Source organism: Cupriavidus sp. SZY C1, assembly GCF_032190535.1.
Taxonomy (GTDB): Bacteria; Pseudomonadota; Gammaproteobacteria; order Burkholderiales; family Burkholderiaceae; genus Cupriavidus; species Cupriavidus pauculus_C.
In genome coordinates this window covers 57,446-81,924 of record NZ_JAUANU010000006.1, presented here as the reverse complement: position 1 = coordinate 81,924, position 24,479 = coordinate 57,446, and the positions used below count along the sequence as shown (strand labels likewise).

Sequence of the window (24,479 nt, the reverse complement as noted above, 5' to 3'; positions counted from 1 at the left end):
TTGCGAGACACCCGTCATGGCAAAGACCCAGAACCCGACCCTCTACCTGACCGAACTCGACGTGACGCGCCTGGAAGGCATTGCCAGCCGCGCCGGCACCGCCGAACTCGACGAGATGCTCGACGCGCTGCTGGCCCGCGCGGCCATCGTGTCGCCCGACGCCATCCCCAAAGACGTCGTGACGATGAATTCGCGCGTCGTCTGCACGCTGGAGGGCGAGCCCGCGCCGCGTGAGTGGACACTGGCTTACCCCGACGACGCCGACCTGTCCGCCGGCCGTCTGTCGGTGCTGTCCCCGATCGGCCAGGCGCTGCTGGGCGCCCGCGCCGGCAAGACGGTGGACTACCGGCTGCCCAACGGCAGCGCCCAGCGCGTGACCATCGTCAGCATCGCGTTCCAGCCGGAGGCCAGCGGGCAGTTCACGCTGTGAGGCTGGCCGGGCTGGCGGGCATGGTTGGCCTGTATCCGGCGATGTCTGGCTGCCGCTCTCACCGCAGCGCGGGAGAAGGGCCGGGGGTGAGGGTGTTGAGGTGCTGCTTGCCGACCTGTCGCGGATTGGACCGCTGGCCCTCTCCCCCAACCCCTCTCCCGCGCGCGGGAGAGGGGAGCTGAACCACCAGCCGTCCCAACCGCGGGAGGGGGGAGCTGAACCACCAGCCCGTCCCAACCTCTTCCCCGTAGACCGCCTCCTCCCGTAGACCGCCTCCCCGTACCGCCCGGTAGGTGGCCCATTCCGCTCCGCAGAATGACGGCCGCTTTTCCATTCGGCCGGCTACCCCTACCGTTCGTCCACAGACCCAGCGTTTCACGGCGTGCAACGCACCATTCGTCGCAGCGGTATTTCTCGTAGAACTACGAGCCACTAACCTTCACTCCGTGCTCGCATCGCTACACAGAGAGCGTCGGCGGGCAGCAGTCGGCAGCACCCATAACAAGTCGTAAATCAGTTGAAGGAGTCCCAGATGAACGCCAAACGTTTCGTTGGCGGCGCCCTCGTGCTCGCCGCGTTTGCCGCGTCGGCAGCGATTGCCGCGCCCGCCGCCACCAAGAAGGTCGGCAAGTTCGACGTGTATGCCGACGCCGCGCGCACCGGCAAGTTCGACACGTTCAGTGAAGGTTCGAAGATCAGCAAGTACGACACCTTCACGGACGGCGCCCGCCAGGGCTCGTTCGACACGTTCAGCGAAGGTGCCCGCACCGGCAAGTTCGACAGCTTCAGCGAAGGCTCGCGCGCGTTCAGCGGCGAGATCTCGGGCTCGGCGCTGGACAACGCACGCAACGGCGACCTGTACGGCTACAAGGTCTGATGACCCGTCAGCCGGCCAGAACGCAAATCGGCGGCCCCGTTCCACACGCTGGCCGCCGATCCTGATTTCCGGTTTCTCTCCCACCTGCGCGACCGACCTCCTCCTTCTCTCTCACGTCGCGCAGGTGATTTTTGCCCCGCCCCGGTCTTCTCCCCTGGTCGTTCCCCTGAATTCCTAAAGCTGCTTTTGCGCGAACGTGTCGCATTTGCGGATGTCGCCGCTCGTCAGCCCCTGCCGCAGCCAGCGCACGCGCTGTTCGCTGGAGCCGTGCGTGAAGGCTTCGGGCACCACATAGCCCTGCGACTGCCGCTGCAGCCGGTCGTCGCCGATGGCCGCCGCCGCCTTCAGCCCTTCCTCGATGTCGCCCGGCTCCAGTAGCTGCTGGTTCATCTTCTGCGCCGTGGCGGCCCAGACACCGGCCAGGCAGTCGGCCTGCAGCTCCATGCGTACCGACAACTGGTTGGCCTGCGCCTCGCCCATGCGGCGGCGCGCCGCGTCGACCTTGCCCGACACGCCCAGCAGGTTCTGGATATGGTGGCCCACCTCGTGCGCAATCACGTACGCCTGCGCAAAGTCGCCGCTGGCGCCAAAGCGCTGGCGCAGTTCGTTGTAGAACGACAGGTCGATGTAGACCTTCTGGTCGGCCGGGCAGTAGAACGGACCCATGGCCGACTGCCCCGTGCCGCAGGCCGTCGGCGTGGCGCCCGAGAACAGCACCAGCGTGGGCGCCGCGTAGCGCCGGTTCAGGTCGGTCTCGAAAATGTGCGACCACGTGCGCTCGGTGTTGCCAAGCACCTTGCGCGTGAAGACGGTCAGCTCGTCGGTGGCCGGGGCGCGCTGGGCCTGCGATGACGGCGCCGGCTGCTGCTGCACGTTGGACGCGCCGCCCAGGATCAGCATCGGGTCGATGCCGAAGAAGTAGGACGCCGCCAGCGCGATGACGATGGTGCCGATGCCGATCGACTTGCCGCCCAGCGGGAAGCCACCCCCGCCAAAGCCGCCCCCGCGGCGATCTTCCACGTTCTGGCTTTCGGCTTCGTCGTCGAGACGCATTTGGGGGCTCCGTCGGGTTTGTTGGGGTGTCCGAGGGAGTATAGCAACGGGGCACGGGGCGCCGGAGGCCGGGGCTGGCCCGGCCGTCGTCCCTCCGTCCCCCGGTCAGACCGCCGCGGCCGCCGGCGACCTGCCCAGCGCCAGCGCGCCCACTTCCGTGCCCACCTCGGCCACGCGCAGCAGGTTGGTGGTGCCGCCCTGGCCGAACGGCATGCCGGCGGCGATGGTGATCTGGTCACCGGGCGACGCGTAGCCCTCCACCAACGCGGCGCGCGCGGCGGCCTCCACCATTTCGTCCACGCTTTGCACGTCGGGGCTCACGGTGGAATGCACGCCCCAGGCAATGGCCAGCCGGCGGGCGATGTCCAGGTTCGGCGTGATGCTGACGATGGGCGCACCCGGCCGCTCGCGCGCGGCGCGCAGCGCGGTGGCGCCCGACGACGTGTAGGTGACCGTGGCCCGCGCGCCGATGATGTGCGTGACCTCGCGCAGCGCGGCACAGATGGCGTCCTGGCGCGTGGACAGCGGCACCTCGTGCTGCGCATCGATCATGTTGCGGTACAGCGGGTCGCGCTCCACTTCGGTGATGATGCGGTCCATCATCGACACGGCCGGCACCGGATGGCGCCCGTTGGCCGATTCGGCCGACAGCATCACGGCGTCGGCGCCGTCGTAGATGGCGCTGGCCACGTCCGACGCCTCGGCGCGCGTGGGCACCGGCGAGTCGATCATCGACTCCAGCATCTGCGTGGCGATCACCACTGGCTTGCCGAGCTGGCGGCAGATGCGCAGGATGCGCTTCTGCACGCCGGGCACGCGCTCGGGCGGCAGTTCCACGCCAAGGTCGCCGCGCGCGACCATCACGGCGTCGGAGACACGCACGATTTCCTCCAGCTGCTGCAGCGCGGCCGGCTTCTCGATCTTCGACAGCACGCCGGCGCGCGTGCCGATGATCTCGCGCGCCTCCACGATGTCCGACGGCCGCTGCACGAACGACAGCGCAATCCAGTCGGCGCCCAGCTCCAGCGCGAAAGCCAGGTCGCGGCGGTCCTTGTCGGTCAGCGCCGGGATCGGGATCACCGCGTCGGGCACGTTCACGCCCTTGCGGTCGGACAGCGTGCCGTTGTTGGCCACGCGCGTGATGATGCTGCCGCTGGACACCGACTCGATGTTCAGCCGCACCTTGCCATCGTCGATCAGCAGCGACTGGCCCGCGCTGGCGGCCTTGAACAGTTCCGGGTGGGGCAGGTGCACGCGCGTGCCGTCGCCGGGCGTGGGGTCGCTGTCGAGCACGAACGGGTCGCCGGCGCGCACGGCCACCTTGCCGGCCGCAAACGTGCCGATGCGCAGCTTCGGGCCTTGCAGGTCCGCCAGGATCGCGATCGGGCGGCCGGTCTCGGCCTCTACCTGGCGCACGGCGTCGTAGCGGGCGCGGTGGTCCTCGTGGTTGCCGTGGCTGAAGTTCAGCCGGAACACGTCGGCGCCGGCATCGAACAACTGGCGGATGACCGCGATGTCCGAGCTGGCCGGACCCAGGGTGGCGACGATCTTGGCTTTGCGCTGGCGTCTCATGTGTGTCTCCTTCTCCATCCTCTTTTATGCGGGGTCGCGCGTCGGTCAGACGATCAGGATCGCGCGGAAATCGTTGACGTTGGTGCGGGTCGGGCCGGTGACGATCAGGTCGTCGAGCCCGGCAAAGAACCCGTAGCCGTCGTTGTTGTCCAGGTGCGCCCGGGCCGACAGGCCGCGCGCGGCGGCGCGGGTCAGCGTGTCGGGGTCCAGCAGCGCGCCGGCGTTGTCTTCGGAGCCGTCGATGCCGTCGGTGTCACCCGCGATGGCGTGCACGCCCGGCAGGCCGTCCAGCGCCACGGCCAGCGCCAGCAGGAATTCGGCATTGCGGCCGCCGCGGCCGTTGCCGCGCACCGTGACCGTGGTCTCGCCACCGGACAGGATCACGCACGGCCGCTGGAACGGCTGGCCGTGCGACGCCACCTGCCGGGCGATGGCGGCGTGCACCTCGGCCACGTCGCGGGCCTCGCCCTCGATGCTGTCGGACAGGATGTGCGCGGTCAGGCCCAGCTCGCGGGCGCGCGCGGCGGCGGCTTCCAGCGACTGCTGGGCACTGGCCAGCGTGACACTGCGGTGGCCGTCGAAGCGCGGGTCGCCGGGCTTGGGCGTCTCGCCGGCGCCCGATTCCAGATGGGCGCGCACGGCGGCCGGCACCTCGATGCCGTACTTGGCGATGACCGCGAGCGCGTCGGCGCAGGTGGTGGCATCGGGCAGCGTCGGGCCGCTGGCGATCAGCGTCGGGTCGTCGCCTGGGATATCGGAAATCAGCAGCGTCTCCACGCGCGCCGGGGCGCACGCCAGCGCCAGCCGGCCACCCTTGAGCGCCGACAGGTGCTTGCGCACGCAGTTCATCTCGCCGATGCTGGCGCCGCTGCGCAGCAGCGCCTTGTTCACGGCCTGCTTGTCGGCCAGCGTCAGCCCCGGCGCGGGCGCGGCCAGCAGCGCCGAACCGCCGCCCGAGATCAGGCACAGCACGAGGTCGTCGGCGGTCAGCCCCTGCACCATCTGCACCATGCGCTGCGCGGCCTGCTGGCCGGCGGCGTCCGGCACCGGGTGCGCGGCTTCCACCACCTCGATGCGCCGGCACGCGGCGCCGTGGCCGTAGCGCGTGACGACCAGGCCCGACAGTTCGCCCTGCCAGTGCGATTCCACGGCCTGCGCCATCGCGGCGGCGGCCTTGCCGGCGCCGATCACGACCGTGCGGCCACGCGGGGGCTGCGGCAGGTGCGGCGGCAGGCAGTGGCTGGCGCTCACGGCCGCGACGGCCGTGTCGAACAGGTCGCGCAGCAGCGCGCGGGCCTGCGCGGGGTGGCGGTAATCGGGCGGCCGCTGGGGTGACAGCAGCGCGGCATTGGCGTCGGTGGCGAACATGCGGGTCCTGGAAGGCGGGTGCGGAAAAACGGGGCCACCGCCCGGCGCGGGCGGCGGCGGTGCGGCTTACTTCGCGTTCTTGGCGATTTCGTGATTCGACATGATCTCGATCGCACGGCACAGCGCCGAGTGATCCTGCTTGCCGAAGCCGTTGGCCGCGCACGTGTTGAACAGTTCCTGCGCGGTGGCCGTGTTCGGCAGCGCCACGCCCAGCGCCTTGGCGCCCTGCAGCGCCAGGTTCAGGTCCTTCTGGTGCAGTTCGATGCGGAAGCCCGGGTCGAACGTGCGCTTGACCATGCGCTCGCCGTGAACTTCAAGAATCCGCGATGCCGCGAAGCCGCCCATCAGCGCCTGGCGCACCTTGGCCGGGTCCGCGCCGGCCTTCGATGCAAACAGCAGCGCCTCGGACACGGCCTGAATGTTCAGCGCCACGATGATCTGGTTGGCCACCTTGGTGGTCTGGCCGTCGCCATTGCCGCCCACGAGCGTGATGTTCTTGCCCATCAGTTCGAACAGCGGCTTGACCTCGTCGAATGCCTCCGACGGGCCGCCGACCATGATCGTCAGCGACGCGGCCTTGGCGCCCACTTCGCCGCCCGACACCGGGGCGTCCAGGTACGACGCGCCGAGCTTGTTGATGCGCGCCGCGAAATCCTTGGTGGCGATCGGCGAGATCGAGCTCATGTCGACGACGATCTTGCCGTAGGTGGCTTCCTTGCCGGCGGCCTTGTACGCGGCGGCCACGCCCTTGTCGGCGAACAGCACGGCCTCGACGTGCGGGGTGTCCGGCACCATGACGATGACGATGTCGGCGCGCTTGGCCACTTCCTCGGCGCTCGTGCAGACCGTCACGCCGGCATCGACCAGCGCCTGGGGCGCCGGGTTCACGTCATGCACGAACAGCGTATGCCCGGCAGCGCGCAGATGGCCCGCCATCGGCGCACCCATGATGCCCAGGCCGATAAAGCCGATGTTTCGTTGATTTGCCATGTTTGTCTCCGGTGGATGAATGAAATGTTTTGAAGCTGGTTTTCTCCCCTCTCCCGCATGCGGGAGAGGGGCCGGGGGAGAGGGCCGGCGGTTCAAGTTGCCAAGGTCGGCAAGCAGAACTGCCTTGCCCTCACCCCCAACCCCTCTCCCACTGCGCGGGAGAGGGGAGCGAGAAGCGGGGGCTCCCCCAGCGCAGGCAGGGGAGCGAGAAGCAGGGCCGCCCACTGCGCGGGCGGGTGAGCAGGCAAGGGGGCTCCCACACCATGGGAAACCGGCGCAACAAGCCAGCGCCGCTCAGACCCCGTGCGCCTTGCGCCAGCCCAGGCCTTCCTCGGTGGTCGTCTTCGGCTTGTATTCGCAGCCGATCCAGCCGTCGTAGCCGATCTCGTCAAGGAAGCGGAACAGGTACTGGTAGTTGATCTCGCCGGTGCCGGGCTCGTTGCGGCCGGGGTTGTCGGCCAGTTGCACGTGGCGGATCTTCGGCAGGTTGGCGCGGATCGTGTTGGCGATCTCGCCCTCCATGCGCTGCATGTGATAGATGTCGTACTGCACGTACAGGTTCGGCGCGTTGACCTGGCCGATCAGGTCCACGGCCTGCCGCGTGCCGGACAGGTAGAAGCCGGGGATGTCGAACGTGTTGATCGGCTCCACCAGCAGGTCGATCTGCTCGCGGGCCAGCGCGCCGGCCGCGAAGCGCAGGTTCTCCACCAGCGTCTCGCCGGCCTGCTCGCGGCGCACGTTCGGCGGCACGATGCCGACCAGGCAGTTCAACTGGCGCACGCCCAGCACCTTGGCGTACTTGATGGCCTCGCCCACGCCGTCCTGGAACTCGCCCACGCGGTCCGGGTGGCAGGCAATGCCGCGCTCGCCCGCATCCCACTTGCCGGCCGGCAGGTTGTGCAGCACCAGGTCGAGCTGAAAGCGGTTCAGGCGGTCGGCGATCTGGTCGGCGTGGAACGCGTACGGGAACAGGAACTCCACGCCGCGAAAGCCGGCGCGGGCGGCGGCCTCGAAGCGGTCCAGGAATCCCACCTCGTTGAACAGCATCGTCAGGTTGGCTGCGAGCTTTGGCATTGTGTTGTCTCTCTAGGTGTCTGGGGAAAAAGCACCGCACCTGCCCGCAAGGGGGCGGGGCAGGGGCGGCTTGCTGCGGAAAACTCGTGGGATTACGACTGCCGCGAAACTCAGGCGGTGGCGGTTTCCTCGGCCAGGATGGCCTCGTCGGCGTCCTCGATGTCCTCGATCGGCTCGAACTCGTTGATGTTGTCGATCTCGGTGCCCATCGCGATGTTGGTCACGCGTTCCAGGATTACCTCCACCACCACCGGCACCGAGAACTCGGCCATCAGGTCGCGCGCCTCGGCAAAGGCCGGGGCGATGTCCTCGGGCTTGAACACGCGGATCGCCTTGCAGCCCAGCCCTTCCACCACCTTGACGTGGTCCACGCCGTAGCCTTCCAGCTCGGGCGCGTTGACGTTGTCGAAGGCCAGCTGCACGCAGTAGTCCATCTCGAAGTTGCGCTGCGCCTGGCGGATCAGGCCCAGGTAAGAGTTGTTCACCACCACGTGGATGTACGGCACCTTGAACTGCGCGGCCACGGCCAGTTCCTCGATCATGAACTGGAAGTCGTAGTCGCCCGAGATGGCCACCACGTCCGAATCGGGCGAGGCGGTCTTCACGCCGATGGCGGCCGGGATGGTCCAGCCCAGCGGGCCGGCCTGGCCGCAGTTGATCCAGTGGCGCGGCTGGTTCACGGACAGGAACTGCGCGGCGGCGATCTGCGACAGGCCGATCGTCGTCACGTAGCGCACGTCGCGCGGGAAGTACTGGTTCATCTCGCGGTACACGCGCTGCGGCTTGACCGGCACGTTGTCGAAGTCGCTCTTGCGCTTCATGGTGCGGCGGCGCTTCTGCACGTCGGCCACCCAGCCCTTGCGGCACGGCAGGCGGCCGGCCATCTTCATCTCGCGCGCCACCTCGACGAACAGCTCCAGCGCGGCCTTGGCGTCGGACACGATGCCCAGGTCCGGCCCGAACACGCGGCCGATCTGCGTGGGCTCGATGTCCACGTGCACGAACTTGCGGCCCTTGGTGTAGACGTCGATGCTGCCCGTGTGGCGGTTGGCCCAGCGGTTGCCGATGCCCATCACGAAATCCGACGCCAGCAGCGTGGCGTTGCCGTAGCGGTGCGACGTCTGCAGCCCGACCATGCCGGCCTGCAGCGGGTGGTCGTCGGCCAGCACGCCCCAGCCCATCAGCGTGGGCACCACGGGCACGTTGACCAGCTCGGCAAACTCCACCAGCAATGCATTGGCGTTGGCGTTGATCACGCCGCCGCCGCAGACGATCAGCGGGCGCTCGGCCTGGTTCAGCATCGCGATGGCCTTTTCGATCTGCGCGCGCGACGCGGCCGGCTTGTACGGCTGCAGCGGCTGGTAGGTCTCGGGATCGAACTCGATCTCGGCCACCTGCACGTCGAACGGCAGGTCGATCAGCACCGGGCCGGGACGGCCCGAGCGCATCAGGTGGAACGCCTGCTGGAACACCTGCGGCACCAGCGCCGGTTCGCGCACGGTCACGGCCCACTTGGTCACCGGCTTGGCGATCGACTCGATGTCGACGGCCTGGAAGTCTTCCTTGTACAGCCGCGCGCGCGGCGCCTGGCCGGTGACGCAAAGGATGGGGATCGAATCGGCCCAGGCCGAGTACAGGCCGGTAATCATGTCGGTGCCGGCCGGGCCCGAGGTGCCCACGCACAGGCCGATGTTGCCGGGTTCGGCCCGGGTGTAGCCCTCGGCCATGTGCGACGCGCCCTCCACGTGGCGCGCCAGCAGGTGCTTGATCGAACCGGCCTTGCGCATGGCCGAGTAGAACGGATTGATCGCGGCGCCGGGCACGCCGAACGCGGTGGTGATGCCTTCCTTTTCCAGCACGGCAATGGCCGCGTCGACTGCTCTCATTTTCGGCATGTCTCTCTCCAGTACGCTCAAAAACAATGGGTGGGATTCGTTCTGGAGTTGATGCTATGCCGCTGCAGCCTGTGGATAAACGGAAGGGGGATCAGTTGATTCGATACGTGGGGTTTGCAATGGCAGCGAGGAAGATGGAGATTTATGGCGCTTTGCGCACTTCTCGCTTGGCCAATTCGCCGATGTTTGCTCCCCTCTCCCGCGATCGGGAGACGGCCCAGGGGAGGGAGCCTGCCGCCCAACCCGCGACGCGACCCATTCCAGGCCAACCTCCACCCCAGACCAAAAGAGGGTCACGCCGCACTATCGCGCGCAAGGGGCTCGGGCCAGAATAGCGGGTTTGGAATTGCCATCGCCTTGCCATGTACACGCGGCTGCCCACCACCTTCGAACTGATGGAAGCGCTCCAGACGGCGCCGGCCCAGAAGCGGCCCGACAGCCGGCTGGGCGCGGTGCTGTGGGCCGGCTTCGTGCTGGCGCTGGTGCCCACGCTGGTGGCCGGCGGGGCGCTGGTCTGGTGGCACCAGGTCCTGCTCCAGCCGCCACCGGGCTGGTTGCCGCAGGCGTTCCACATCCTGCTGGCGGTCAGCGGCGTGTTCTACGTGGCGGCATGGCTGGCGCGGCTGCTGGGCGGGCGCGAGGTGTGGCGGCATCCGCGGCACTGGCTGTCGCGCCGGGTCGATAGCCAGAACGAGGTCGAGAACGCGCTGCTGCGGCGGCTGGGCCGGATTCCAGCGCTGCAGTTGCGCGCGCGGCAGCGGCGCATCCTGCTGCAGGCCCGCATCTGGGAAGGCAGCGCCCGTACGGTGGCGCTGGTGCTGGCGCTGGTCCCGGCCGCGGTGGTGCTGGCCGACGGCATGGCCGTGGTCAAGCCGGGCCACGCGCCGGCCGTGGTGGCCATCTACGGCGTGGTGCTGGTGCTGGGCGCGGCGCTGGCGCTGTTCGCCCAGCTACAGTGCAGCGCGCCGCTGCGGCGGCTGGCCTACGTGCTGGGCGAGGCGGCGGAGATCAGCGAGAAACTGGCCCGCTAGGGCCGGGCGGGCCTCAGTCCATGGCCGCCCGCGCATGGGCGGCATCGCCGGGCGGGCATACCGCATGGCGGCGCCAATGCCTCACAATGTGGCGGCAGGAGACAAATGGCGTTATGGACAAACTCAAACAAATCGAAGCATTCATCGCCGTGGTCGAGCACGGCAGCATGGCGGCCGCGGCGCTGACGCAGAACGTCACGCCGGTCATGATCGGCCGGCGGATCAACGCGCTGGAGGCGCGCATCGGCGTGAAGCTGCTGCACCGGTCCACGCGGCGCATCGTGGTGACCGAGCAGGGCGCCGCGTTCATGGAACAGTGCAAGAAGGCGCTGTCCGACCTGGACCGGGCCGAGATGCTGATCGCCGAAGGCAAGCACAAGGCCACCGGGCACCTGATCGTGTCGGCGCCGGCCGCGTTCGGGCGCAAGCACGTGGCGCCGCACGCGCCGGCCTTCCTGGCGGCCAACCCCGAAGTCCAGATCTCGTTCAACCTGACTGACCGCGTGGTGGACCTGGTGCGCGAGGGCTACGACCTGGGCATCCGCATCGGCGGCGCCATCGACCCCAACTTCGTGGCGATCAAGCTGGCGACCAACAAGCGCGTGGTCTGCGGCACGCCGGCCTACTTTGCGCGCCACGGCGTGCCCCACACGCTGGAAGACCTGGAAAAGCACAACTGCCTGGCGTTCAACCTGCAGGGCGGCCAGCAGCGCGGCTGGTACTTCCAGCAGAACGGCAAGACCGTGACCGTGCGCGTGCGCGGCAACCTGGACTGCAACGACGGCGAACTGCTGCACCGCTGGACCGGCGAGAGCCTGGGGCTGGGCTGGCGATCGACCTGGGAAATCCTGCCGCAGCTGGAGAGCGGCGAGCTGATCACGGTGCTCGACGAGTTCGCGCTGCCCGACTACGACATCCTGGCCGTGTACCCGCAGCAGCGCCCGGTGCCGGCCAAGATCCGCTTCTTCATCGAGCACCTGAAGCAGGCGTTCGGCAAGCCCGGTTACTGGACCGAGCGCGACAGTAGCTGGACGCCGGGCAGCACGCGCCGGCATGGGAACGGATAGCTATCGGGTATGGGGGATCGGGAAAGGGGGATCGGGAAAGGGGGATCGGGAAAGGGGGATCGGGAAAGGGGATGGGCGCCCGGCCGGAACCGGACGCCCGAAAGAAAAAGCCCGCAGCCATTGCGGTCTGCGGGCAGTCCTTCTTGCGAAGGACGGGGAGAGCTCATGAAGTGCGCCCCCGCAACTCCATGGCGAGAGGAATGATGCGCCTCCCACCCCGTTCTCGTCCTTGATGGCGATCAAGCCGATCGCACTGTCCTAGGCCAGCAGCGCGGCCACGAGGTCCTTGCCGCGCGCGGCGGCCGGGGCTTCCTCGAAATGCAGCGCGCTTTCCACGTGGTTCAGGTGCTCCACCATCAGCGCCACGGCGCGGTCGGCGTCGCCGGCCTTGGCGGCGTCGATGAACGCGCGATGCTCGTCCGACGAGCACGTGGCATCGCGACGGCTCTGATAGAGCATCGTGATCACGGCGCTGCGCATCGACAGCTCGCGCATGATCTCGGTCAGCACGTTGTTGCCCGCCACTTCGGCCAGCACGATATGAAAGTCGCCCAGCAGCCGCGTGCGCGTCTGCGCGTCGTTGCCGGCCAGCGACTTGCGCTCGGCCACCAGGTGCTTCTCGATCCGCTTGTAGTCGGCCGCCGTGGCGCGGGCGACGAACTCGCGCGCCAGCGCGGCCTCCAGGATGCGGCGCACGGCAAAGACCTCGCGCGCTTCCTCGGCGCTGGGCTTGGCCACGAAGGCGCCCTTGTCCGGCACGATCTGGATGACCTTGTCCTTGGACAACATCAGCAGCGCCGCGCGTACCTTCGTCCGGCTCACGCGGTACACGCTGGCGAGCGCTTCCTCGCGCAGCTTGGTGCCGGGCGGCAGACGGTGCGAGACGATGGCGGCGACGATGTCGTCGGCAATCGCCTCGGCGGTCATGTCGGGATCGATATGCTCGGGCATGGTGAGCGCGCGTCTCTTGCCGGACCTGCGCGTTGACTGGGATGCGCGATTCTACCGCCCTGGGGCCGTGCCCGGCAGCGGCGCCGGCACCGGGACTTCCCCCGGTGCCTCCGGCAGCGCGGGCAGCCCCTCGTCCAGCTCGCCGGCCGGCACCGTGCCGTTGAGCACGGCGTGCGCGCGGTCGCGGTCGATATCGCGCTCCCAGGCGGCCACCACCACCGTGGCCACGCAGTTGCCGATCAGGTTGCCCACGGCGCGCGCAATGCCGATGAACCAGTCCACCGACAGCACCAGCACCAGCCCGATGGCCGGAATGGCCGGGTGGGCAGACAGCGTCGCGGCCAGGATCACGATCGCCGAGCCCGGAATGCCGTGCGCGCCCTTGGACGTGACCAGCGCCACGGCCAGGATGCCGAGCAGGTCGCCCAGCGCCAGCGGCGTGTTGGTGGCCTGCGCGATGAACACCGCCGCCAGCGTCAGGTAGATCGAGAAGGCATCGAGGTTGAACGAGTAGCCCGTGGGAATGACCAGCCCGACCACCGACTTGCGGATGCCCATGAATTCGAGCTTCTTCATCACCTGCGGCAGCACGCTGTCGGACGACGCCGTGCCCAGCACCACCAGCAGCTCGGCGCGCAGGTAGCGGATCAGCTTGAGCACCGAAAAGCCGCACAGGCGCATGACCACGCCCAGCACGCCGAACACGAACACCGCCACGGCGCCGTAGAACAGGATCACCAGGAAGCCAAGCTGCTTGAGCGACCCGATGCCGTACTTGCCCACCGTGAACGCCACGGCGCCCAGCACGCCCAGCGGCGCCAGCTTGATGATGAAGCCCATCATCTTGAACAGCGCGCTGGAGAACGCGTCGATCAGCCTCACCACCGGCCGCGCGGGCTCGCCCACCACGGACAGCGCGCAGCCGAACAGCACCGACACCAGCAGCACCTGCAGCACGTCGCCGCTGGTAAAGGCGCCCATGATCGTGTTCGGGATCAGCTTCATCAGGAAGTCCACCGTGCCCGCGCTCTTGACCTTGTCGGCCGATTCCACGTACGCGGCCATGGCCGACGCGTCCAGGCTGCCCGGGTTCACGTTCATGCCCACGCCGGGCTGGAACACATAGGCCAGCACGATGCCCAGCGCCAGCGCAAGGGTCGTGACGATCTCGAAGTAGACCACCGCCTTGATGCCGACGCGGCCCACCTTCTTGAGCTCGCCGGCGCCGCAGATGCCGCCCACCACCACGCAGAAGACCACGGGCCCGATCAGCATCTTGATCAGCTTGATGAAGCCATCGCCCAGCGGCTTCAGCTTGGCGGCGAATTCGGGAAAGGCGAGCCCCAGCAGGGTGCCCAGCGCCAGTGCGATCAGCACTTGGCCAAACAGGGAACGGGTGAAGCGGATGTGCAGGCGCGCGCGGTTGGCGGGCTGCGGGGGTACGGCATGCTGCATCGTTGTCTCCGTGCCGGGCCTGGTCCGTGGCGCCTGGTGGCGCACATCGTCCGGCCCTGATCTGGTTCAGGGGTGCCCGCCGTCACGTGCCTTGCAGACGCCGGGCTGGCATGGCACCGCCGGCAGACGCCATGTCGGCGTTGCCCGCGCTGGATAAGCCTCCCTGTTGAGGCGGAATCCGCGCTACCCGCTTGTCCGGACTGGATTGTCCGCGGCGGATTGTCGGTGCGTGCAGGCCAATATAGTGCATATCATTTTTGTATGCAATTTTTGAATTCACTGTGCTAACATGAATCGCACAGAATAGAGCCACGGCAGCGGGCGCCCGCCCGTCATCCCCGCCCAGAACCGGCTCCGCACCACCAGCAGGAGAGACACGCACATGGCAGCAACCCTTCCGCCGTTGTCGGCCGACACCGGCACCCGCATCATGTCCTGGGCCGACGCCCTGGCCGTTCATACCGAACAGCCCGGCCTGCTCACCCGTACCTACCTGACCGACGCCCACCACGGCGCGGCCGCGCAGTTGACCGAATGGATGCAGGCGGCCGGCATGTCCGTGCGCCGCGACGCCGCCGGCAACGTCATCGGCCGTTACGAAGGCACGTCGCCCGGCGCGCCCGCGCTGCTGACCGGGTCCCACTTCGACACCGTGCGCGACGCCGGCCGCTACGACGGCAACCTGGGCGTGATCCTGCCCATCGCCTGCGTGGCCGAGTGGAACCGCCAGGGCAAGCGCTTTCCGTTCGCCATCGAGGTGGTCGGGTTTGCCGAGGAAGAGGGCGTGCGCTTCAAGGCCACGCTGCTGGGCAGCCGCGCCATCGCCGGCACGTTCGATACCAACGTGCTGGACAACGTGGACGACGCCGGCCGCACCATGCGCGACGTGATGCGCGACGCCGGCTTCGACGCCGCCCAGTTGCCCGCCGCGCGCCACGACCGCAGCCAGGTGCTGGCGTTCGTCGAGGTCCATATCGAGCAGGGCCCGGTGCTGCTCAACGAAGGGCTGCCCGTGGGCGTGGTGACGGCCATCTCCGGCGCCACGCGCTTCATCGTCGAGCTGGAAGGGCTGGCCGGCCACGCCGGTACCGTGCCGATGGACATGCGCCGCGACGCCGCGATGGCTGGCGCCGAGATCGGCCTGTACATCGAGCTCCGCTGCGGCGGCAAGCCGGGCCTGGTGGGCACGGTGGGCCAGTTCAACGTGCCCAACGGCGCCACCAACGTGGTGCCGGGCCGCGCGACGTTTTCGATCGATATCCGCGCGGGCGTCGACGCCGAGCGCGAGGCCGCTGTCAACGACGTGCTGGCCGAGATCGAGCGCGTTTGCGCCCGCCGCAACGTGCGCGCCCAGATCCGCAAGACGCACGAGGCGGCCAGCGTGCCGTGCGCGCCGTGGCTGCAGTCGCAATGGGCCGCAGCCGTGGAGCGCCAGGGCGTGCCGGTGCGGCACCTGCCGTCGGGCGCCGGCCATGACGCCATGGCCATCGCCGCCATCGCCGACGTGGCGATGCTGTTCGTGCGCTGCGGCAACGGCGGCATCAGCCACCACCCCACCGAAACCATGACGGCCGAAGACGCGCAGATCGCCGCGCGGGTGTTCGCAAGCTTCGTCGAACACTTCCACCGTCCGCAGTAAGACGCGGCCACGGCGCCGCCAGACATCCAGACAATCCGAGAGACCAAGATGACCGCACGAGACAACATGAATCCGATCGAGACCACGCTGACCCAGTACGTCGACCAGCACCGCCCGGAGCAGGAGGCGTTCCTGGCCGAGCTGGTGAAGGTGCCGTCCGACAACCCGGCCGGCGACTGCGAGGCCCACGGCCTGCGCGCCAAGGCGCTGCTGGAAGGGCTGGGCTTCAAGGTGGAAGCCCACAAGGTGCCCGAGGACAAGGTCAAGGCGGCGGGCATGATCAGCGCCACGAACCTGCTGGTGCGCAAGACGTTCGGCAGCGGCGGCCCGACCATCGCGATGAACGCCCACGGCGACGTGGTGCCGCCCGGGCTGGGCTGGACCAAGGACCCGTACGGCGGCGAGATTGCCGACAGCGAGCACGGCCCGGTCATGTACGGCCGCGGCGTGGCGGTGTCCAAGTCGGACTTCGCCACCTACACGTACGCCGTGCTGGCGCTGATGGAAGCCGAGAAGCAGGGCGCGAAGCTGAATGGCACGGTGGAGCTGCAGTTCACCTACGACGAGGAAACCGGCGGCGACATCGGCCCGAAGTTCCTGCTCGACGAGAGCCTGACCAAGCCCGACTACGCGATCTCGGCCGGTTTCTCGTACGGCATCACGTCGGCCCACAACGGCTGCCTGCACGTGGAAGTGACGGTCAAGGGCAAGCAGGGCCACGCCGCCATGCCGCACACGGGCGTGGACGCCATCGAGGCCGCCACGCACATCCTGCAGGCAATCTACGGCCTGCGCGCCGAGCTGGCCACGCGCAAGAGCAAGGTGCCGGGCATCGACACCGCCACGCTGAACGTCGGCCTGATCAAGGGCGGCATCAACACCAACGTGGTGCCGGACCTGGTGACGTTCCGCGTTGACCGCCGCATGATTCCGGAAGAAATCGGCTTCGATGCCGAAGGCGAACTGCGCGCCGTGGTGGAGAAGGCCGCGAAGGAGCGCCCAGGCATCGAGGTCAAGGTGGAGCGGATCATCCTGGCCGAGCCGCTGTCGGAACTGCCCGGCGTCGACAAGCTGATCGGCGCGCTGAAGACCCGCGCCGAGGCTGTGTTCGGCGTGGACATCCCGGTGCAGGGCGTGCCGCTGTACACCGACGCGCGCCACTACACGAGCCGCGGCATCCCCACGGTGCTGTACGGCGCCGGCCCGCGCACGCTGATGGAAGCGCGCGGCCACAATTCCGATGAGAACCTGCGTCTGAACGACCTGAACCGTGCCACGAAGGTGGTGGCGCTGGCGCTGTCGGACCTGATGGGCTGAGCGCCCCAGGGTTCGCGCCCGCCGCGAATCCGCTGATTTCCTGGTTGTGACGATGGCCCGCCCGGCATGCCGCCGGGGGGCCTTTTTTCATGGCGCCGGCTACTCGGCCACGGCGTCGCCGGGCACGGCCAGGCTGACCAGCCAGCGCCGCACGACCTGCTCCTCGTCGGGCGTCAGCCCCGCGCGCAACTCGCCGTCCACCGCGCTCGCGCGGACCTTGCACTGCGCCAGCAGCGCCGTGCCGGCGTCGGTCAGCGCGATGGTCTGGATGCGGCCGTGCACCGGGTGCGGCTGCCGGGCGATGGCGCCCATCTTCTCCAGGTTGCCCATGATCACGCTGACCGTCTGCGGCGTCAGCAGCGCCAGCCGTGCCACGTCGGCGCCCGACGCGCCCGGGTAGGCGCCAAGCATCGTCAGCACGAAGAACTGCGGCAGCGTGACGCCAAGGTCCGCCAGCGCGCGTTCCATCCGCAGCCGGTTGGCGGCGCTGGCCTGGCGCAGCAGATAGGCCAGGTAGCCGCTTTCGCCACGCTTGCCCTCGCCGGGTGCCGGGATTTCCACCTCCGGCGGCGTGTCGCCGGTTGTTTTCCCTTTCGATGCAGGGGTCTTTGCCATGTTGTCAGAGTTCTTACATTAATCTTCGAGCTCTGACATCTTACTCCAGGAGCCCCCGATGGACTTTCAGAATTTCACGCAGCTCGCCCCGGACGTGTACGCGTCGCTGGGTGGCGTCAGCAAGGCGGTGACGGCCTCGGGCCTGGACAAGGCGCTGGTCGAACTGGTCAAGCTGCGCGTCTCGCAAATCAACGGCTGCGCGTTCTGCCTGCAATTCCACCTGAACATCGCGCGCAAGCTCGATATCGATCCGCGCAAGTTCGACCTGCTGGCCGGCTGGCGCGACGCCGACCTCTACACCGAGCGTGAGCGCGCCGCGCTGGACTGGGCCGAGGCGCTGACGCGGCTGGCCGATGCCGGCACCCCCGGCCCCCGCGACGCCGCCCTGGCCCGCGCGCGCGCCGTGTTCGACGAGAAGGAACTGGTCAACCTGGCCGCCGCCGTGGCCACCATCAACGCCTGGAACCGTATCGCCGTCGGCCTGCACTTTCCGCCGCCGGCCGAGGCACCGCGCGGAGGCCAGCAATGAGCGACCGCATCGCCGACCGCATCGCAATCCGCCGGCTGGAAACGGCCGAGGAAGTTGCCGCCGCCTTCCCGCTGATGCACCAGCTACGCCCGCACCTGACGGACGCCGCCGAACTGGTCACGCGCTGGCGCCGCCAGACCGGCGACGGCTACCACCTGGCCGGCCTGTGGGACGACGGCGCGCTGGTGGCGCTGGCCGGCTACCGGCTGGCCGACAACCTGATCGTCGGCCAGCACCTGTATGTCGATGACCTGGTCACCGACGCCCACGCGCGCAGCGGCGGGTACGGCCGCCGGCTGATGGACTGGCTCAAGGCCGAAACGGCGGCGGCCGGCTGCACCCAGCTCGTGCTGGACACCCCGCTGACCAACGTGCTGGGCCACCGCTTCTACTACCGCAACGGCCTGCTGGCGCGGGCGCTGCGCTTCTATTTTCCGATCGACTGAATCCCGGCCCGGCCGGAACGACCCATGGCAACCCTGCTTCACCTGAACGTCAGCCCGCGGGGCGACACCTCCACCAGCCGCCGCGCGGGCCAGCTGGTCCGCGAACAACTGGCCGCGCACCACGGCACGCTGACCGTGATCGAGCGCGACCTCGCCGCCAGCCCGCTGCCGCCGATCGACGCGGCCTTCACGCACGCCAACCTGGCCGTGGCGGCCGGCCATGCGGACGTGGACCGGGCCGCGCTGGCGCTGTCCGAGACGCTGATCGCCGAACTGGAGGCGGCCGACGTGGTGCTGATCACGTCGCCGATGCACAACTACACGGTGCCGGCCACGCTGAAGACGTGGATCGACCTCGTCGTCCGGCCCGAGCGCACGTTCGCCGGCACGCCGCAGGGCAAGCAGGGGATGCTGCGCGACCGGCCGGTGCTGGCCGTGGTGGCGTGCGGCGGCCGGTTCTCGGACGACGCCATCAGCCAGCGCGACTTCTTCACGCCGTACCTGACCTACGTGATGGAAACCATCGGGCTCAGGCGGGTGGACGTGGTGCGGCTGGAAAGCACGGCGCGCGGCCCCGAGCACGTGGCGCGCGCGTTCGACAAGCTCCAGGGCTGGTGCGCGACCGTGGTGCCGGCGCTACTGGCGTAGCGCGTCGGGGTCGGGCACCGAGGCGTCGCCGGCGCCCAGCGGGCGCTGCATCAGCACGGTGTCGATCCACTGGCCGTGCTTGAGGCCCACCGATTCCAGCCGGCCGACGGTGCGAAACCCCAGCCGCTCGTGCACGGCCACCGAGCCGGCGCCCTCGCCGGCCGACGTCAGCGCCACCACGGCCACCATCTGGCGCCACGGGCCGGTTTCGCAGCGCGCGATCAGCTCACCCAGCAGCGCGCGGCCCAGGCCCTCGCCGGTATGGCGATGGTCGATGTAGATCGAATCCTCGATGGCGAAGCGGTAGGCGCTGCGGGCGCGGTAGCTTGATGCGTAGGCGTAGCCCAGCACCGCGCCGTCGCGCTCGGCCACGATGTAGGGCAGGCCCTTGCGGCGCACTTCGGCAAAGCGCAGGCGCATGTCGTCGACGCTGGGCTCGACTTCCTCGAACGAGGCGCGGCCGTGCCGCACGTGGTGCGCGTAGATGGCGTGGATGGCGGGAACGTCGTCGGGGGTGGCATCGCGCAGCCGGAACGGCGGGCGCGGGGAGGCGGCGGGCATCACGGAATGGTCTCGGTTATCGGGCGGAACGGCCACGGCGGGCCGCTGTGATGCAGCCCACGCACGATGCATGCCCGTGGCGCCCCAATGGTGCGCGCCAGCATGGTGCATCGGGCGGGGCCGGTTGTATAGTGCCAGTCATCGCGCCCCGCGCACGCCCGTCCACCGCACCGGATCGGCCCCAAAAGCCGGCAGGAGAACCTTCATGATCACGATTTACCACAACCCCCGTTGCTCGAAGTCGCGCGAGACGCTCGCGCTGGTGGAGACGGCGGCGCAGCGCCTGGGCGAGCCGGTGGAGGTGATCGAGTACCTGAAGACGCCGCCGACGCTGTCCACGCTGCGGCAGCTTCATACCATGCTGGGCGTGCCGGTGCGCGAGATGATCCGCGACGGCGAGGCGGTCTACAAGGAGCTGGACCTCGCCGATTCGGGCCTGACCGACGCCGAGCTGCTGGCGGCCGTGGCCGACAACCCGATCCTGCTGCAGCGGCCCGTGGTGGTGCGCGACCGCCGCGCCGTAATCGGCCGCCCGCCGGAAAACGTCGCACCGCTGCTGGACTGAACCGGGCGGGCGCCCTGTTGCGGCGCACAAAACAGAACCGGCCTCCCCGAGGGAGGCCGGCCGGTCAGTGGGCAATCTGCTTCAGGCGCGGTCGTCGTGTTATTCGACACCGAGCCAGTGCATGGCTTCCTGACCGAAACTGATGCCTGCCAGCACCACCAGCAGCACGATGGCGGTGACCGCGCTGACGTAGATCAGCGCCTTGGCGACCTCGGCGTCTTCCGACGAGGAATGGAAATGCGAGACGACGTTGGTGCGCGCCGGAGAGCGGTGTGGCCAGTGCAGCTTGCCGGACAGGTCCCTGAGATGCAGGTCTGGATGGAATCGCATGGTCTTGCCTCCTTCCGCATGCCACCGCGCCCGGAGGCCGGGGCCGCGCTCACATGGCCGTCAGATGGCCATTCCCACCTTCCAATATAGAAGACGCCGCGAAAATGTGGCCCGGCGTGTCGCGCCGGCGCCGGTGGGCCAGCGCACCGATGCCGCGCCGCCGGCTGTGTCAGGACGTCGACGGCGGCGAGGGATCGGCCGGGCTGCCGGGGTCGGCGGCCGCCAGCCGGGCTTCCCGCGCCCGCAGTTCGGCGAGCATGTTGCAGAACAGCGCGCCTTGCTCGCGGGCATCGTCCAGCGCCACGTGGGTATGTGGCAACGGATCGTGCCAGTGGGCGGGAAACGCGGCCTTGACCGACTTGCGGTAGGGCCGGCCGGTCAGCGCGAAGCCCAGCGTCTTGATGTCCAGCGCGGCCCAGCCGAACGGCGAACGGCCGGCGAACCGCATCATGTACCAGAACATCCACGTGAAATCGAAGCCGGCCGGGAAGGCGATGAACACCGGCTTGCCGGGCAGCTTTTCCACCCAGTCGACGTAGCGCGGCAGCACGTCCTCGGGCCGTTCCAGGTCGCGGCGGCAGGCCGCCCAGGCGTCGGGCTGCGTCTTCCACCACTGCATCTGCACCGGATGGCCGGCCGCGCCGGGCAGCGTCTCCAGGTTGGCGGCGAACGTGCCGACGACGGTCTTGTCCGCCAGCATCGCGACCGACGCGAACGACAGCATCGAATGGGGCCCGGGGATCGGGCCGTCCGCCTCGACGTCGGTACTGACGTAGATTTCGGGCCGGGTGTCGGGCGGCTGCTTCCTGGCCATGCGGCGGGCCGTCAGGCGGCGTCGATCACGTGGTCGGCCACGAACGGGTTGCTGCGCCGCTCGTCGCCGAACGTCGAGACGGGGCCGTGGCCGGGCACGAACGTCACGTCGTCGCCCAGCGGCCAGAGCCGCGTGCGGATCGAGCGGACCAGGTCGGCATGATTGCCGCGCGGAAAGTCGGTGCGGCCGATCGAGCCGGCGAACAGCACGTCGCCGACGATGGCCAGCTGGTTGGCGCGCGAGAAGAACACCACGTGGCCCGGCGTATGGCCGGGGCAGTGGTAGACCTCAAGGGTCTCGTTGCCGAACGTGACCGTGTCGCCGTTCTGCAGCCAGCGGTCGGGCTCGAAGACCTCGGCGTGCCCGAATCCGAAGCGGCGCGTCTGCTCGGGCAGTTGCTCGATCCAGAAGCGCTCGTCCTCGTGGGGGCCCTCGATCGGCACGCCAAACTGGCGCGCCAGCGCGGCGGCGCCGGCGCAGTGATCGACGTGGCCGTGCGTCAGGAAGATCTTCTCCAGCGTGACGCCGTGCTCCTGGATCGCCGCCGTGATGCGGTTCAGGTCGCCGCCGGGGTCGCAGACCGCCGCGCGCTGCGTGGCTTCGTCGATCAGCAGCGAACAGTTCTGCTGGAACGGCGTGACGGGGATCAGGAGGACTTTCATTTTTGTGATCGACAGAGCGCTTGAAGGGCCGGCCGGCAGGGCGGATGGCGCGCCGGCGGGGTGGAACATTGTAGCCGCCGGCGGCAGGCGCGGCGGTGTCCGGAATCCTCGGTTCGGCGTTTGAAGCGCGAGTGAGAATCGTCTGAAAGTAAAATATCGATCACTCGCGCGACGCGCCGGGCCAATCGGCGCAATCCCTTGTCAGACGGCGGATTGCGGGAAATTGGGCACCAATCTTACAGATTTCGTAACAAAATCAAGGCACTAGCTTGAAACGACCGGTGTTAGACTGCGCCGATGCTCAGTCTGCCCCTATTTCGTCCGGGGTCCGTGCGCGAGGCAGCGCCCGGCTCCAACCGCTTCCTTCGTCAATGCGCCATCATCGTGTCGGCGCTGGTGATGGCCGCGTGCGCGACGCCACCGGGCAGCGAGACCGACACCGCCGCGGATGCCTCGGGCGCCATCGCCACGAAGTCCGCCAAGACCCGGCCGGCGCGTCCGGCCACGGCCGCCGGCGCCAAGTCCGAGGATCGCGGCAACTGGAACCTGTTCGGGCTGCAGGACGACAACGCGCCGTCCCAGCCGTCGATCGACGGCCTGCGCGCCGACATGGGCACGTTCGAGCAGCGCGGCATGGCGTCGTGGTACGGCAAGGGCTTCCACGGCCGCAAGACCGCCAACGGCGAGCGCTTCGACATGCGCGCGATGACGGCGGCCCACCCGTCGCTGCCGCTCGATAGCTGGGTGCTGGTGCGCAACCTGCGCAACAACAAGGTGGCCGTGGTGCGCATCAACGACCGCGGCCCGTACCACGGCAACCGGATCCTGGACCTGTCCTACGCCGCCGCCAAGCGGCTGAACTTCGTCGATCACGGCGCCACGCAGGTGGAAATCCGCCGGCTGTCGCGGACCGAAGTGGCGGCGCTGGGCCCGAACGTCGAGGCGGGCGGCATGGAAGCCGGCGACGGCAGCGGCGCCGACGAGGTGCCCGACACGGCCAGCACGCTGGTGCCGACCAAGGCGAAGGCCAAGGCCCGCACCGTCCGGCACAAGAAGAAGTAAGGCGATGCGCCACGGCTGGCACCGGATGCTCCCGCTCCCGACCTGCCGCCTCCCGCTTCTCCTTCCAGTAAGAAATATCTCAAACGGCACGACCCGCAAGGGCGTGCCGTTTGGCGTTTCAGGCAGCGTTTCAGGCTTCCTGCTCGCTGCCGTCCGCACCCGCTTCGCCGCGCTGCGCGAGCGCCAACTGGTACAGCGCGTCGGTGCGGGCCCCGGTGATGGCCGCCGCCAGCTTGGCGGCACGCTTGGCCGGCAGCTCGGCCAGCAGCAGCTTCAGCACGCGCGCCGCCTCGGGGTCGGGCGTGTCGGCATCGGCGTCCTCGGCACGGCCCGCGCCTTCCACCACCAGCACGAACTCGCCCTTGCCGCGCGCCGCCTCGGCCGCCAGCCACGCGGGTGCATCGGCAACGGTCACCACCGGTGTTTCCTCGAACAGCTTGGTCAGTTCGCGGCCGATCAGCAGGCGGCGCGTGGCGGGCAGGGCCTGGGCCAGCGCGGCCAGCGTGTCGGCGATGCGGTGGGGTGCTTCGTAGAGGATCCAGGCATGGTCCAGCGCGGCCAGTTGCGCGATGGCGTCCTGGCGCGCCTTGGCCTTGCCGGGCAGGAAGCCGACGAACGTGAAGCGGCCGTCGCCGGCCTCCACCATGTCGCCGGCCACCGACAGCGCCGTGACCGCCGCGCTGGGCCCCGGCAGTGGCACGACCTTCAGGCCGGCCGCGCGCACCGCCTCCACCAGCCGGGCGCCGGGATCGGAAATACCCGGCGTGCCGGCATCGGAGACGTAGGCGATGCGCTCGCCCGCGCCCAGCCGTTCGACGATGCGCACGGCGGCTTCGCGCTCGTTGTGCTCGTGCACGGCCACCAGCGGCCGCTGCAGCCCCACGCGCGACAGCAGTTGGCCGGTGTTGCGGGTGTCCTCGCAGGCGATGGCGTCGGCCAGGCCCAGCACGTGCAGCGCGCGCAGCGACAGGTCCGCGACATTCCCGATCGGCGTGGCCACCACGTACAGCGTACCGGCGGGATAGGTCTGGCCGGCGGCCAGTTGGGTCCAGTCACTCATGCTTGAGAACTTCCGTTGAATCGCTCATTCCAATCCACCACGCCGGGCGTGGCGCGTACCGCGACGCAGGCCGGTGCGCTGGCCGAGGACCGCGCGCTGGCCTATCTGCGCCGCCAGGGGCTGGCGCAGGTCGTGCGCAATTATCGCTGCAAAGGCGGCGAGATCGACCTGATCATGCGCGCCGCGGACGGGACGCTGGTGTTCGTGGAGGTACGGCAGCGGCGCGGCCGGGGGTTTGGCGGCGCGGCGCAGAGCATCACGCCGGCCAAGCAGCGGCGGGTGCTGCACGCCGCCGCGCACTACCTGGCCACGCTGCCGAGTGTGCCGCCGTGCCGGGTGGACGTGGTGGCCATCGAGCCGGGCCGGATCGACTGGCTGCCCGGCGCGTTCGATCTCACGTCGGCCGACGGGAACGGCGGGGCGGACGCTGCGTCATAATGCGCGGGATTTCCGCGGATGTCTCCAGAC

26 protein-coding genes are annotated in these 24,479 nt (G+C 69.2%); 12 read left to right on the top strand and 14 right to left on the bottom strand.

Features of this window, described 5'->3' with window-relative positions; translation table 11 throughout:
• The first annotated feature begins 16 nt into the window (after positions 1–16).
• Positions 17–430: a nucleoside diphosphate kinase regulator gene (rnk, locus tag QTN24_RS11655; protein WP_124682938.1), complete on the top strand. Its 414-nt coding sequence runs from the start codon at positions 17–19 to the stop codon at positions 428–430.
• A 532-nt stretch (positions 431–962) separates the two neighbouring features.
• Positions 963–1,307, top strand: a complete 345-nt coding sequence (locus QTN24_RS11650) for a hypothetical protein (RefSeq protein WP_124682939.1) — start codon at positions 963–965, stop codon at positions 1,305–1,307.
• Between the two features lie 174 nt (positions 1,308–1,481).
• Here QTN24_RS11650 and QTN24_RS11645 read toward each other — a convergent pair whose 3' ends face one another.
• From QTN24_RS11645 to gcl, 6 genes are all read right to left on the bottom strand, one after another.
• A complete protein-coding gene (locus QTN24_RS11645; RefSeq protein WP_313837197.1) occupies positions 1,482–2,360 on the bottom strand; it encodes a neutral zinc metallopeptidase in 879 nt (292 codons plus the stop codon).
• Positions 2,361–2,465: 105 nt separating this feature from the next.
• A complete protein-coding gene (gene pyk / locus QTN24_RS11640; RefSeq protein WP_124682941.1) occupies positions 2,466–3,932 on the bottom strand; it encodes a pyruvate kinase in 1,467 nt (488 codons plus the stop codon).
• 45 nt (positions 3,933–3,977) lie between these two features.
• Complete coding sequence (locus QTN24_RS11635; protein ID WP_313837194.1) at positions 3,978–5,300, bottom strand: glycerate kinase; 1,323 nt, start codon at positions 5,298–5,300, stop codon at positions 3,978–3,980.
• 66 nt (positions 5,301–5,366) lie between these two features.
• Complete coding sequence (gene glxR / locus QTN24_RS11630; protein WP_313837192.1) at positions 5,367–6,290, bottom strand: 2-hydroxy-3-oxopropionate reductase; 924 nt, start codon at positions 6,288–6,290, stop codon at positions 5,367–5,369.
• A 294-nt stretch (positions 6,291–6,584) separates the two neighbouring features.
• Entirely contained in the window at positions 6,585–7,364 is a 780-nt protein-coding gene (hyi, locus tag QTN24_RS11625; RefSeq protein ID WP_313837191.1) for a hydroxypyruvate isomerase, read from the bottom strand.
• Positions 7,365–7,474: 110 nt separating this feature from the next.
• Positions 7,475–9,259: a glyoxylate carboligase gene (gcl, locus tag QTN24_RS11620; protein ID WP_124682945.1), complete on the bottom strand. Its 1,785-nt coding sequence runs from the start codon at positions 9,257–9,259 to the stop codon at positions 7,475–7,477.
• 362 nt (positions 9,260–9,621) lie between these two features.
• Between gcl and QTN24_RS11615 the strand changes: the two genes are divergently transcribed.
• Together QTN24_RS11615 and QTN24_RS11610 are read left to right on the top strand one after the other, a co-directional pair.
• Entirely contained in the window at positions 9,622–10,290 is a 669-nt protein-coding gene (locus tag QTN24_RS11615) for a hypothetical protein (protein WP_124682946.1), read from the top strand.
• 113 nt (positions 10,291–10,403) lie between these two features.
• Complete coding sequence (locus QTN24_RS11610; protein ID WP_124682947.1) at positions 10,404–11,357, top strand: LysR family transcriptional regulator; 954 nt, start codon at positions 10,404–10,406, stop codon at positions 11,355–11,357.
• 258 nt (positions 11,358–11,615) lie between these two features.
• On the opposite strand, the gene QTN24_RS11605 is transcribed toward QTN24_RS11610, so the two are convergent.
• Entirely contained in the window at positions 11,616–12,308 is a 693-nt protein-coding gene (locus tag QTN24_RS11605; RefSeq protein WP_124682948.1) for a GntR family transcriptional regulator, read from the bottom strand.
• Positions 12,309–12,359: 51 nt separating this feature from the next.
• Positions 12,360–13,763 (bottom strand): C4-dicarboxylate transporter DctA, encoded by a 1,404-nt coding sequence (locus tag QTN24_RS11600; protein ID WP_124682949.1) that lies wholly within the window; start codon positions 13,761–13,763, stop codon positions 12,360–12,362.
• Between the two features lie 382 nt (positions 13,764–14,145).
• Between QTN24_RS11600 and QTN24_RS11595 the strand changes: the two genes are divergently transcribed.
• A complete protein-coding gene (locus tag QTN24_RS11595; RefSeq protein WP_313837184.1) occupies positions 14,146–15,402 on the top strand; it encodes an allantoate amidohydrolase in 1,257 nt (418 codons plus the stop codon).
• A gap of 66 nt (positions 15,403–15,468) precedes the next feature.
• The gene (locus QTN24_RS11590; protein WP_313837459.1) at positions 15,469–16,719 is read left to right on the top strand and encodes a M20/M25/M40 family metallo-hydrolase; all 1,251 of its coding nucleotides are present in this window, start codon (positions 15,469–15,471) and stop codon (positions 16,717–16,719) included.
• A gap of 99 nt (positions 16,720–16,818) precedes the next feature.
• Here QTN24_RS11590 and QTN24_RS11585 read toward each other — a convergent pair whose 3' ends face one another.
• Positions 16,819–17,334 carry a MarR family transcriptional regulator gene (locus tag QTN24_RS11585; protein WP_313837182.1) on the bottom strand — a complete coding sequence of 172 codons (516 nt, stop codon included), beginning with the start codon at positions 17,332–17,334 and terminating at the stop codon, positions 16,819–16,821.
• Between the two features lie 58 nt (positions 17,335–17,392).
• Here QTN24_RS11585 and QTN24_RS11580 point away from each other — a divergent pair, with 58 nt between their 5' ends.
• Genes QTN24_RS11580 through QTN24_RS11570 form a run of 3 tightly spaced genes read left to right on the top strand, consistent with a single transcriptional unit; the run spans position 17,393 to position 18,957 of the window.
• Positions 17,393–17,863 (top strand): carboxymuconolactone decarboxylase family protein, encoded by a 471-nt coding sequence (locus tag QTN24_RS11580; RefSeq protein WP_313837180.1) that lies wholly within the window; start codon positions 17,393–17,395, stop codon positions 17,861–17,863.
• Positions 17,860–18,309 carry a GNAT family N-acetyltransferase gene (locus tag QTN24_RS11575; RefSeq protein WP_124682954.1) on the top strand — a complete coding sequence of 150 codons (450 nt, stop codon included), beginning with the start codon at positions 17,860–17,862 and terminating at the stop codon, positions 18,307–18,309. Before QTN24_RS11580 ends, QTN24_RS11575 begins: the two co-directional genes overlap by 4 nt.
• A 24-nt stretch (positions 18,310–18,333) precedes the next feature.
• The gene (locus tag QTN24_RS11570) at positions 18,334–18,957 is read left to right on the top strand and encodes an FMN-dependent NADH-azoreductase (RefSeq protein WP_313837177.1); all 624 of its coding nucleotides are present in this window, start codon (positions 18,334–18,336) and stop codon (positions 18,955–18,957) included.
• Here QTN24_RS11570 and QTN24_RS11565 read toward each other — a convergent pair.
• Complete coding sequence (locus tag QTN24_RS11565) at positions 18,946–19,518, bottom strand: N-acetyltransferase family protein (protein WP_313837175.1); 573 nt, start codon at positions 19,516–19,518, stop codon at positions 18,946–18,948. The genes QTN24_RS11570 and QTN24_RS11565 overlap by 12 nt on opposite strands.
• Before the next feature lie 205 nt (positions 19,519–19,723).
• Between QTN24_RS11565 and arsC the strand changes: the two genes are divergently transcribed.
• Complete coding sequence (gene arsC, locus QTN24_RS11560) at positions 19,724–20,083, top strand: arsenate reductase (glutaredoxin) (RefSeq protein WP_124682957.1); 360 nt, start codon at positions 19,724–19,726, stop codon at positions 20,081–20,083.
• 99 nt (positions 20,084–20,182) lie between these two features.
• Here the strand turns inward: arsC and QTN24_RS11555 are convergent, their stop codons facing one another.
• From QTN24_RS11555 to QTN24_RS11545, 3 genes are all read right to left on the bottom strand, one after another.
• Entirely contained in the window at positions 20,183–20,413 is a 231-nt protein-coding gene (locus QTN24_RS11555; protein ID WP_124682958.1) for a hypothetical protein, read from the bottom strand.
• A 169-nt stretch (positions 20,414–20,582) separates the two neighbouring features.
• Positions 20,583–21,227 carry an exonuclease gene (locus QTN24_RS11550; RefSeq protein ID WP_313837172.1) on the bottom strand — a complete coding sequence of 215 codons (645 nt, stop codon included), beginning with the start codon at positions 21,225–21,227 and terminating at the stop codon, positions 20,583–20,585.
• An 11-nt stretch (positions 21,228–21,238) separates the two neighbouring features.
• Positions 21,239–21,889, bottom strand: coding sequence for an MBL fold metallo-hydrolase (locus tag QTN24_RS11545; protein WP_124682960.1), 651 nt, complete (start codon positions 21,887–21,889; stop codon positions 21,239–21,241).
• A gap of 297 nt (positions 21,890–22,186) precedes the next feature.
• Here QTN24_RS11545 and QTN24_RS11540 point away from each other — a divergent pair, with 297 nt between their 5' ends.
• Positions 22,187–22,951, top strand: a complete 765-nt coding sequence (locus tag QTN24_RS11540; RefSeq protein WP_172966017.1) for a septal ring lytic transglycosylase RlpA family protein — start codon at positions 22,187–22,189, stop codon at positions 22,949–22,951.
• 130 nt (positions 22,952–23,081) lie between these two features.
• Here QTN24_RS11540 and rsmI read toward each other — a convergent pair whose 3' ends face one another.
• On the bottom strand, positions 23,082–24,011 hold the full coding sequence (gene rsmI / locus QTN24_RS11535; RefSeq protein ID WP_313837168.1) for a 16S rRNA (cytidine(1402)-2'-O)-methyltransferase: 930 nt from the start codon (positions 24,009–24,011) through the stop codon (positions 23,082–23,084).
• A 15-nt stretch (positions 24,012–24,026) separates the two neighbouring features.
• On the opposite strand from rsmI, the gene QTN24_RS11530 reads away from it, so the two are divergent.
• The gene (locus tag QTN24_RS11530) at positions 24,027–24,449 is read left to right on the top strand and encodes a YraN family protein (protein ID WP_124682962.1); all 423 of its coding nucleotides are present in this window, start codon (positions 24,027–24,029) and stop codon (positions 24,447–24,449) included.
• Positions 24,450–24,479: the final 30 nt, after the last annotated feature.

Excerpts from the sequence above, each read along its gene's own strand:
- rnk (WP_124682938.1), top strand. The coding sequence starts at position 17 with ATGGCAAAGACCCAGAACCCGACCCTCTACCTGACCGAACTCGACGTG.
- QTN24_RS11650 (WP_124682939.1), top strand. The coding sequence starts at position 963 with ATGAACGCCAAACGTTTCGTTGGCGGCGCCCTCGTGCTCGCCGCGTTT.
- QTN24_RS11645 (WP_313837197.1), bottom strand. The coding sequence starts at position 2,360 with ATGCGTCTCGACGACGAAGCCGAAAGCCAGAACGTGGAAGATCGCCGC.
- pyk (WP_124682941.1), bottom strand. The coding sequence starts at position 3,932 with ATGAGACGCCAGCGCAAAGCCAAGATCGTCGCCACCCTGGGTCCGGCC.
- QTN24_RS11635 (WP_313837194.1), bottom strand. The coding sequence starts at position 5,300 with ATGTTCGCCACCGACGCCAATGCCGCGCTGCTGTCACCCCAGCGGCCG.
- glxR (WP_313837192.1), bottom strand. The coding sequence starts at position 6,290 with ATGGCAAATCAACGAAACATCGGCTTTATCGGCCTGGGCATCATGGGT.
- hyi (WP_313837191.1), bottom strand. The coding sequence starts at position 7,364 with ATGCCAAAGCTCGCAGCCAACCTGACGATGCTGTTCAACGAGGTGGGA.
- gcl (WP_124682945.1), bottom strand. The coding sequence starts at position 9,259 with ATGCCGAAAATGAGAGCAGTCGACGCGGCCATTGCCGTGCTGGAAAAG.
- QTN24_RS11615 (WP_124682946.1), top strand. The coding sequence starts at position 9,622 with ATGTACACGCGGCTGCCCACCACCTTCGAACTGATGGAAGCGCTCCAG.
- QTN24_RS11610 (WP_124682947.1), top strand. The coding sequence starts at position 10,404 with ATGGACAAACTCAAACAAATCGAAGCATTCATCGCCGTGGTCGAGCAC.
- QTN24_RS11605 (WP_124682948.1), bottom strand. The coding sequence starts at position 12,308 with ATGCCCGAGCATATCGATCCCGACATGACCGCCGAGGCGATTGCCGAC.
- QTN24_RS11600 (WP_124682949.1), bottom strand. The coding sequence starts at position 13,763 with ATGCAGCATGCCGTACCCCCGCAGCCCGCCAACCGCGCGCGCCTGCAC.
- QTN24_RS11595 (WP_313837184.1), top strand. The coding sequence starts at position 14,146 with ATGGCAGCAACCCTTCCGCCGTTGTCGGCCGACACCGGCACCCGCATC.
- QTN24_RS11590 (WP_313837459.1), top strand. The coding sequence starts at position 15,469 with ATGAATCCGATCGAGACCACGCTGACCCAGTACGTCGACCAGCACCGC.
- QTN24_RS11585 (WP_313837182.1), bottom strand. The coding sequence starts at position 17,334 with ATGGCAAAGACCCCTGCATCGAAAGGGAAAACAACCGGCGACACGCCG.
- QTN24_RS11580 (WP_313837180.1), top strand. The coding sequence starts at position 17,393 with ATGGACTTTCAGAATTTCACGCAGCTCGCCCCGGACGTGTACGCGTCG.
- QTN24_RS11575 (WP_124682954.1), top strand. The coding sequence starts at position 17,860 with ATGAGCGACCGCATCGCCGACCGCATCGCAATCCGCCGGCTGGAAACG.
- QTN24_RS11570 (WP_313837177.1), top strand. The coding sequence starts at position 18,334 with ATGGCAACCCTGCTTCACCTGAACGTCAGCCCGCGGGGCGACACCTCC.
- QTN24_RS11565 (WP_313837175.1), bottom strand. The coding sequence starts at position 19,518 with ATGCCCGCCGCCTCCCCGCGCCCGCCGTTCCGGCTGCGCGATGCCACC.
- arsC (WP_124682957.1), top strand. The coding sequence starts at position 19,724 with ATGATCACGATTTACCACAACCCCCGTTGCTCGAAGTCGCGCGAGACG.
- QTN24_RS11555 (WP_124682958.1), bottom strand. The coding sequence starts at position 20,413 with ATGCGATTCCATCCAGACCTGCATCTCAGGGACCTGTCCGGCAAGCTG.
- QTN24_RS11550 (WP_313837172.1), bottom strand. The coding sequence starts at position 21,227 with ATGGCCAGGAAGCAGCCGCCCGACACCCGGCCCGAAATCTACGTCAGT.
- QTN24_RS11545 (WP_124682960.1), bottom strand. The coding sequence starts at position 21,889 with ATGAAAGTCCTCCTGATCCCCGTCACGCCGTTCCAGCAGAACTGTTCG.
- QTN24_RS11540 (WP_172966017.1), top strand. The coding sequence starts at position 22,187 with ATGCTCAGTCTGCCCCTATTTCGTCCGGGGTCCGTGCGCGAGGCAGCG.
- rsmI (WP_313837168.1), bottom strand. The coding sequence starts at position 24,011 with ATGAGTGACTGGACCCAACTGGCCGCCGGCCAGACCTATCCCGCCGGT.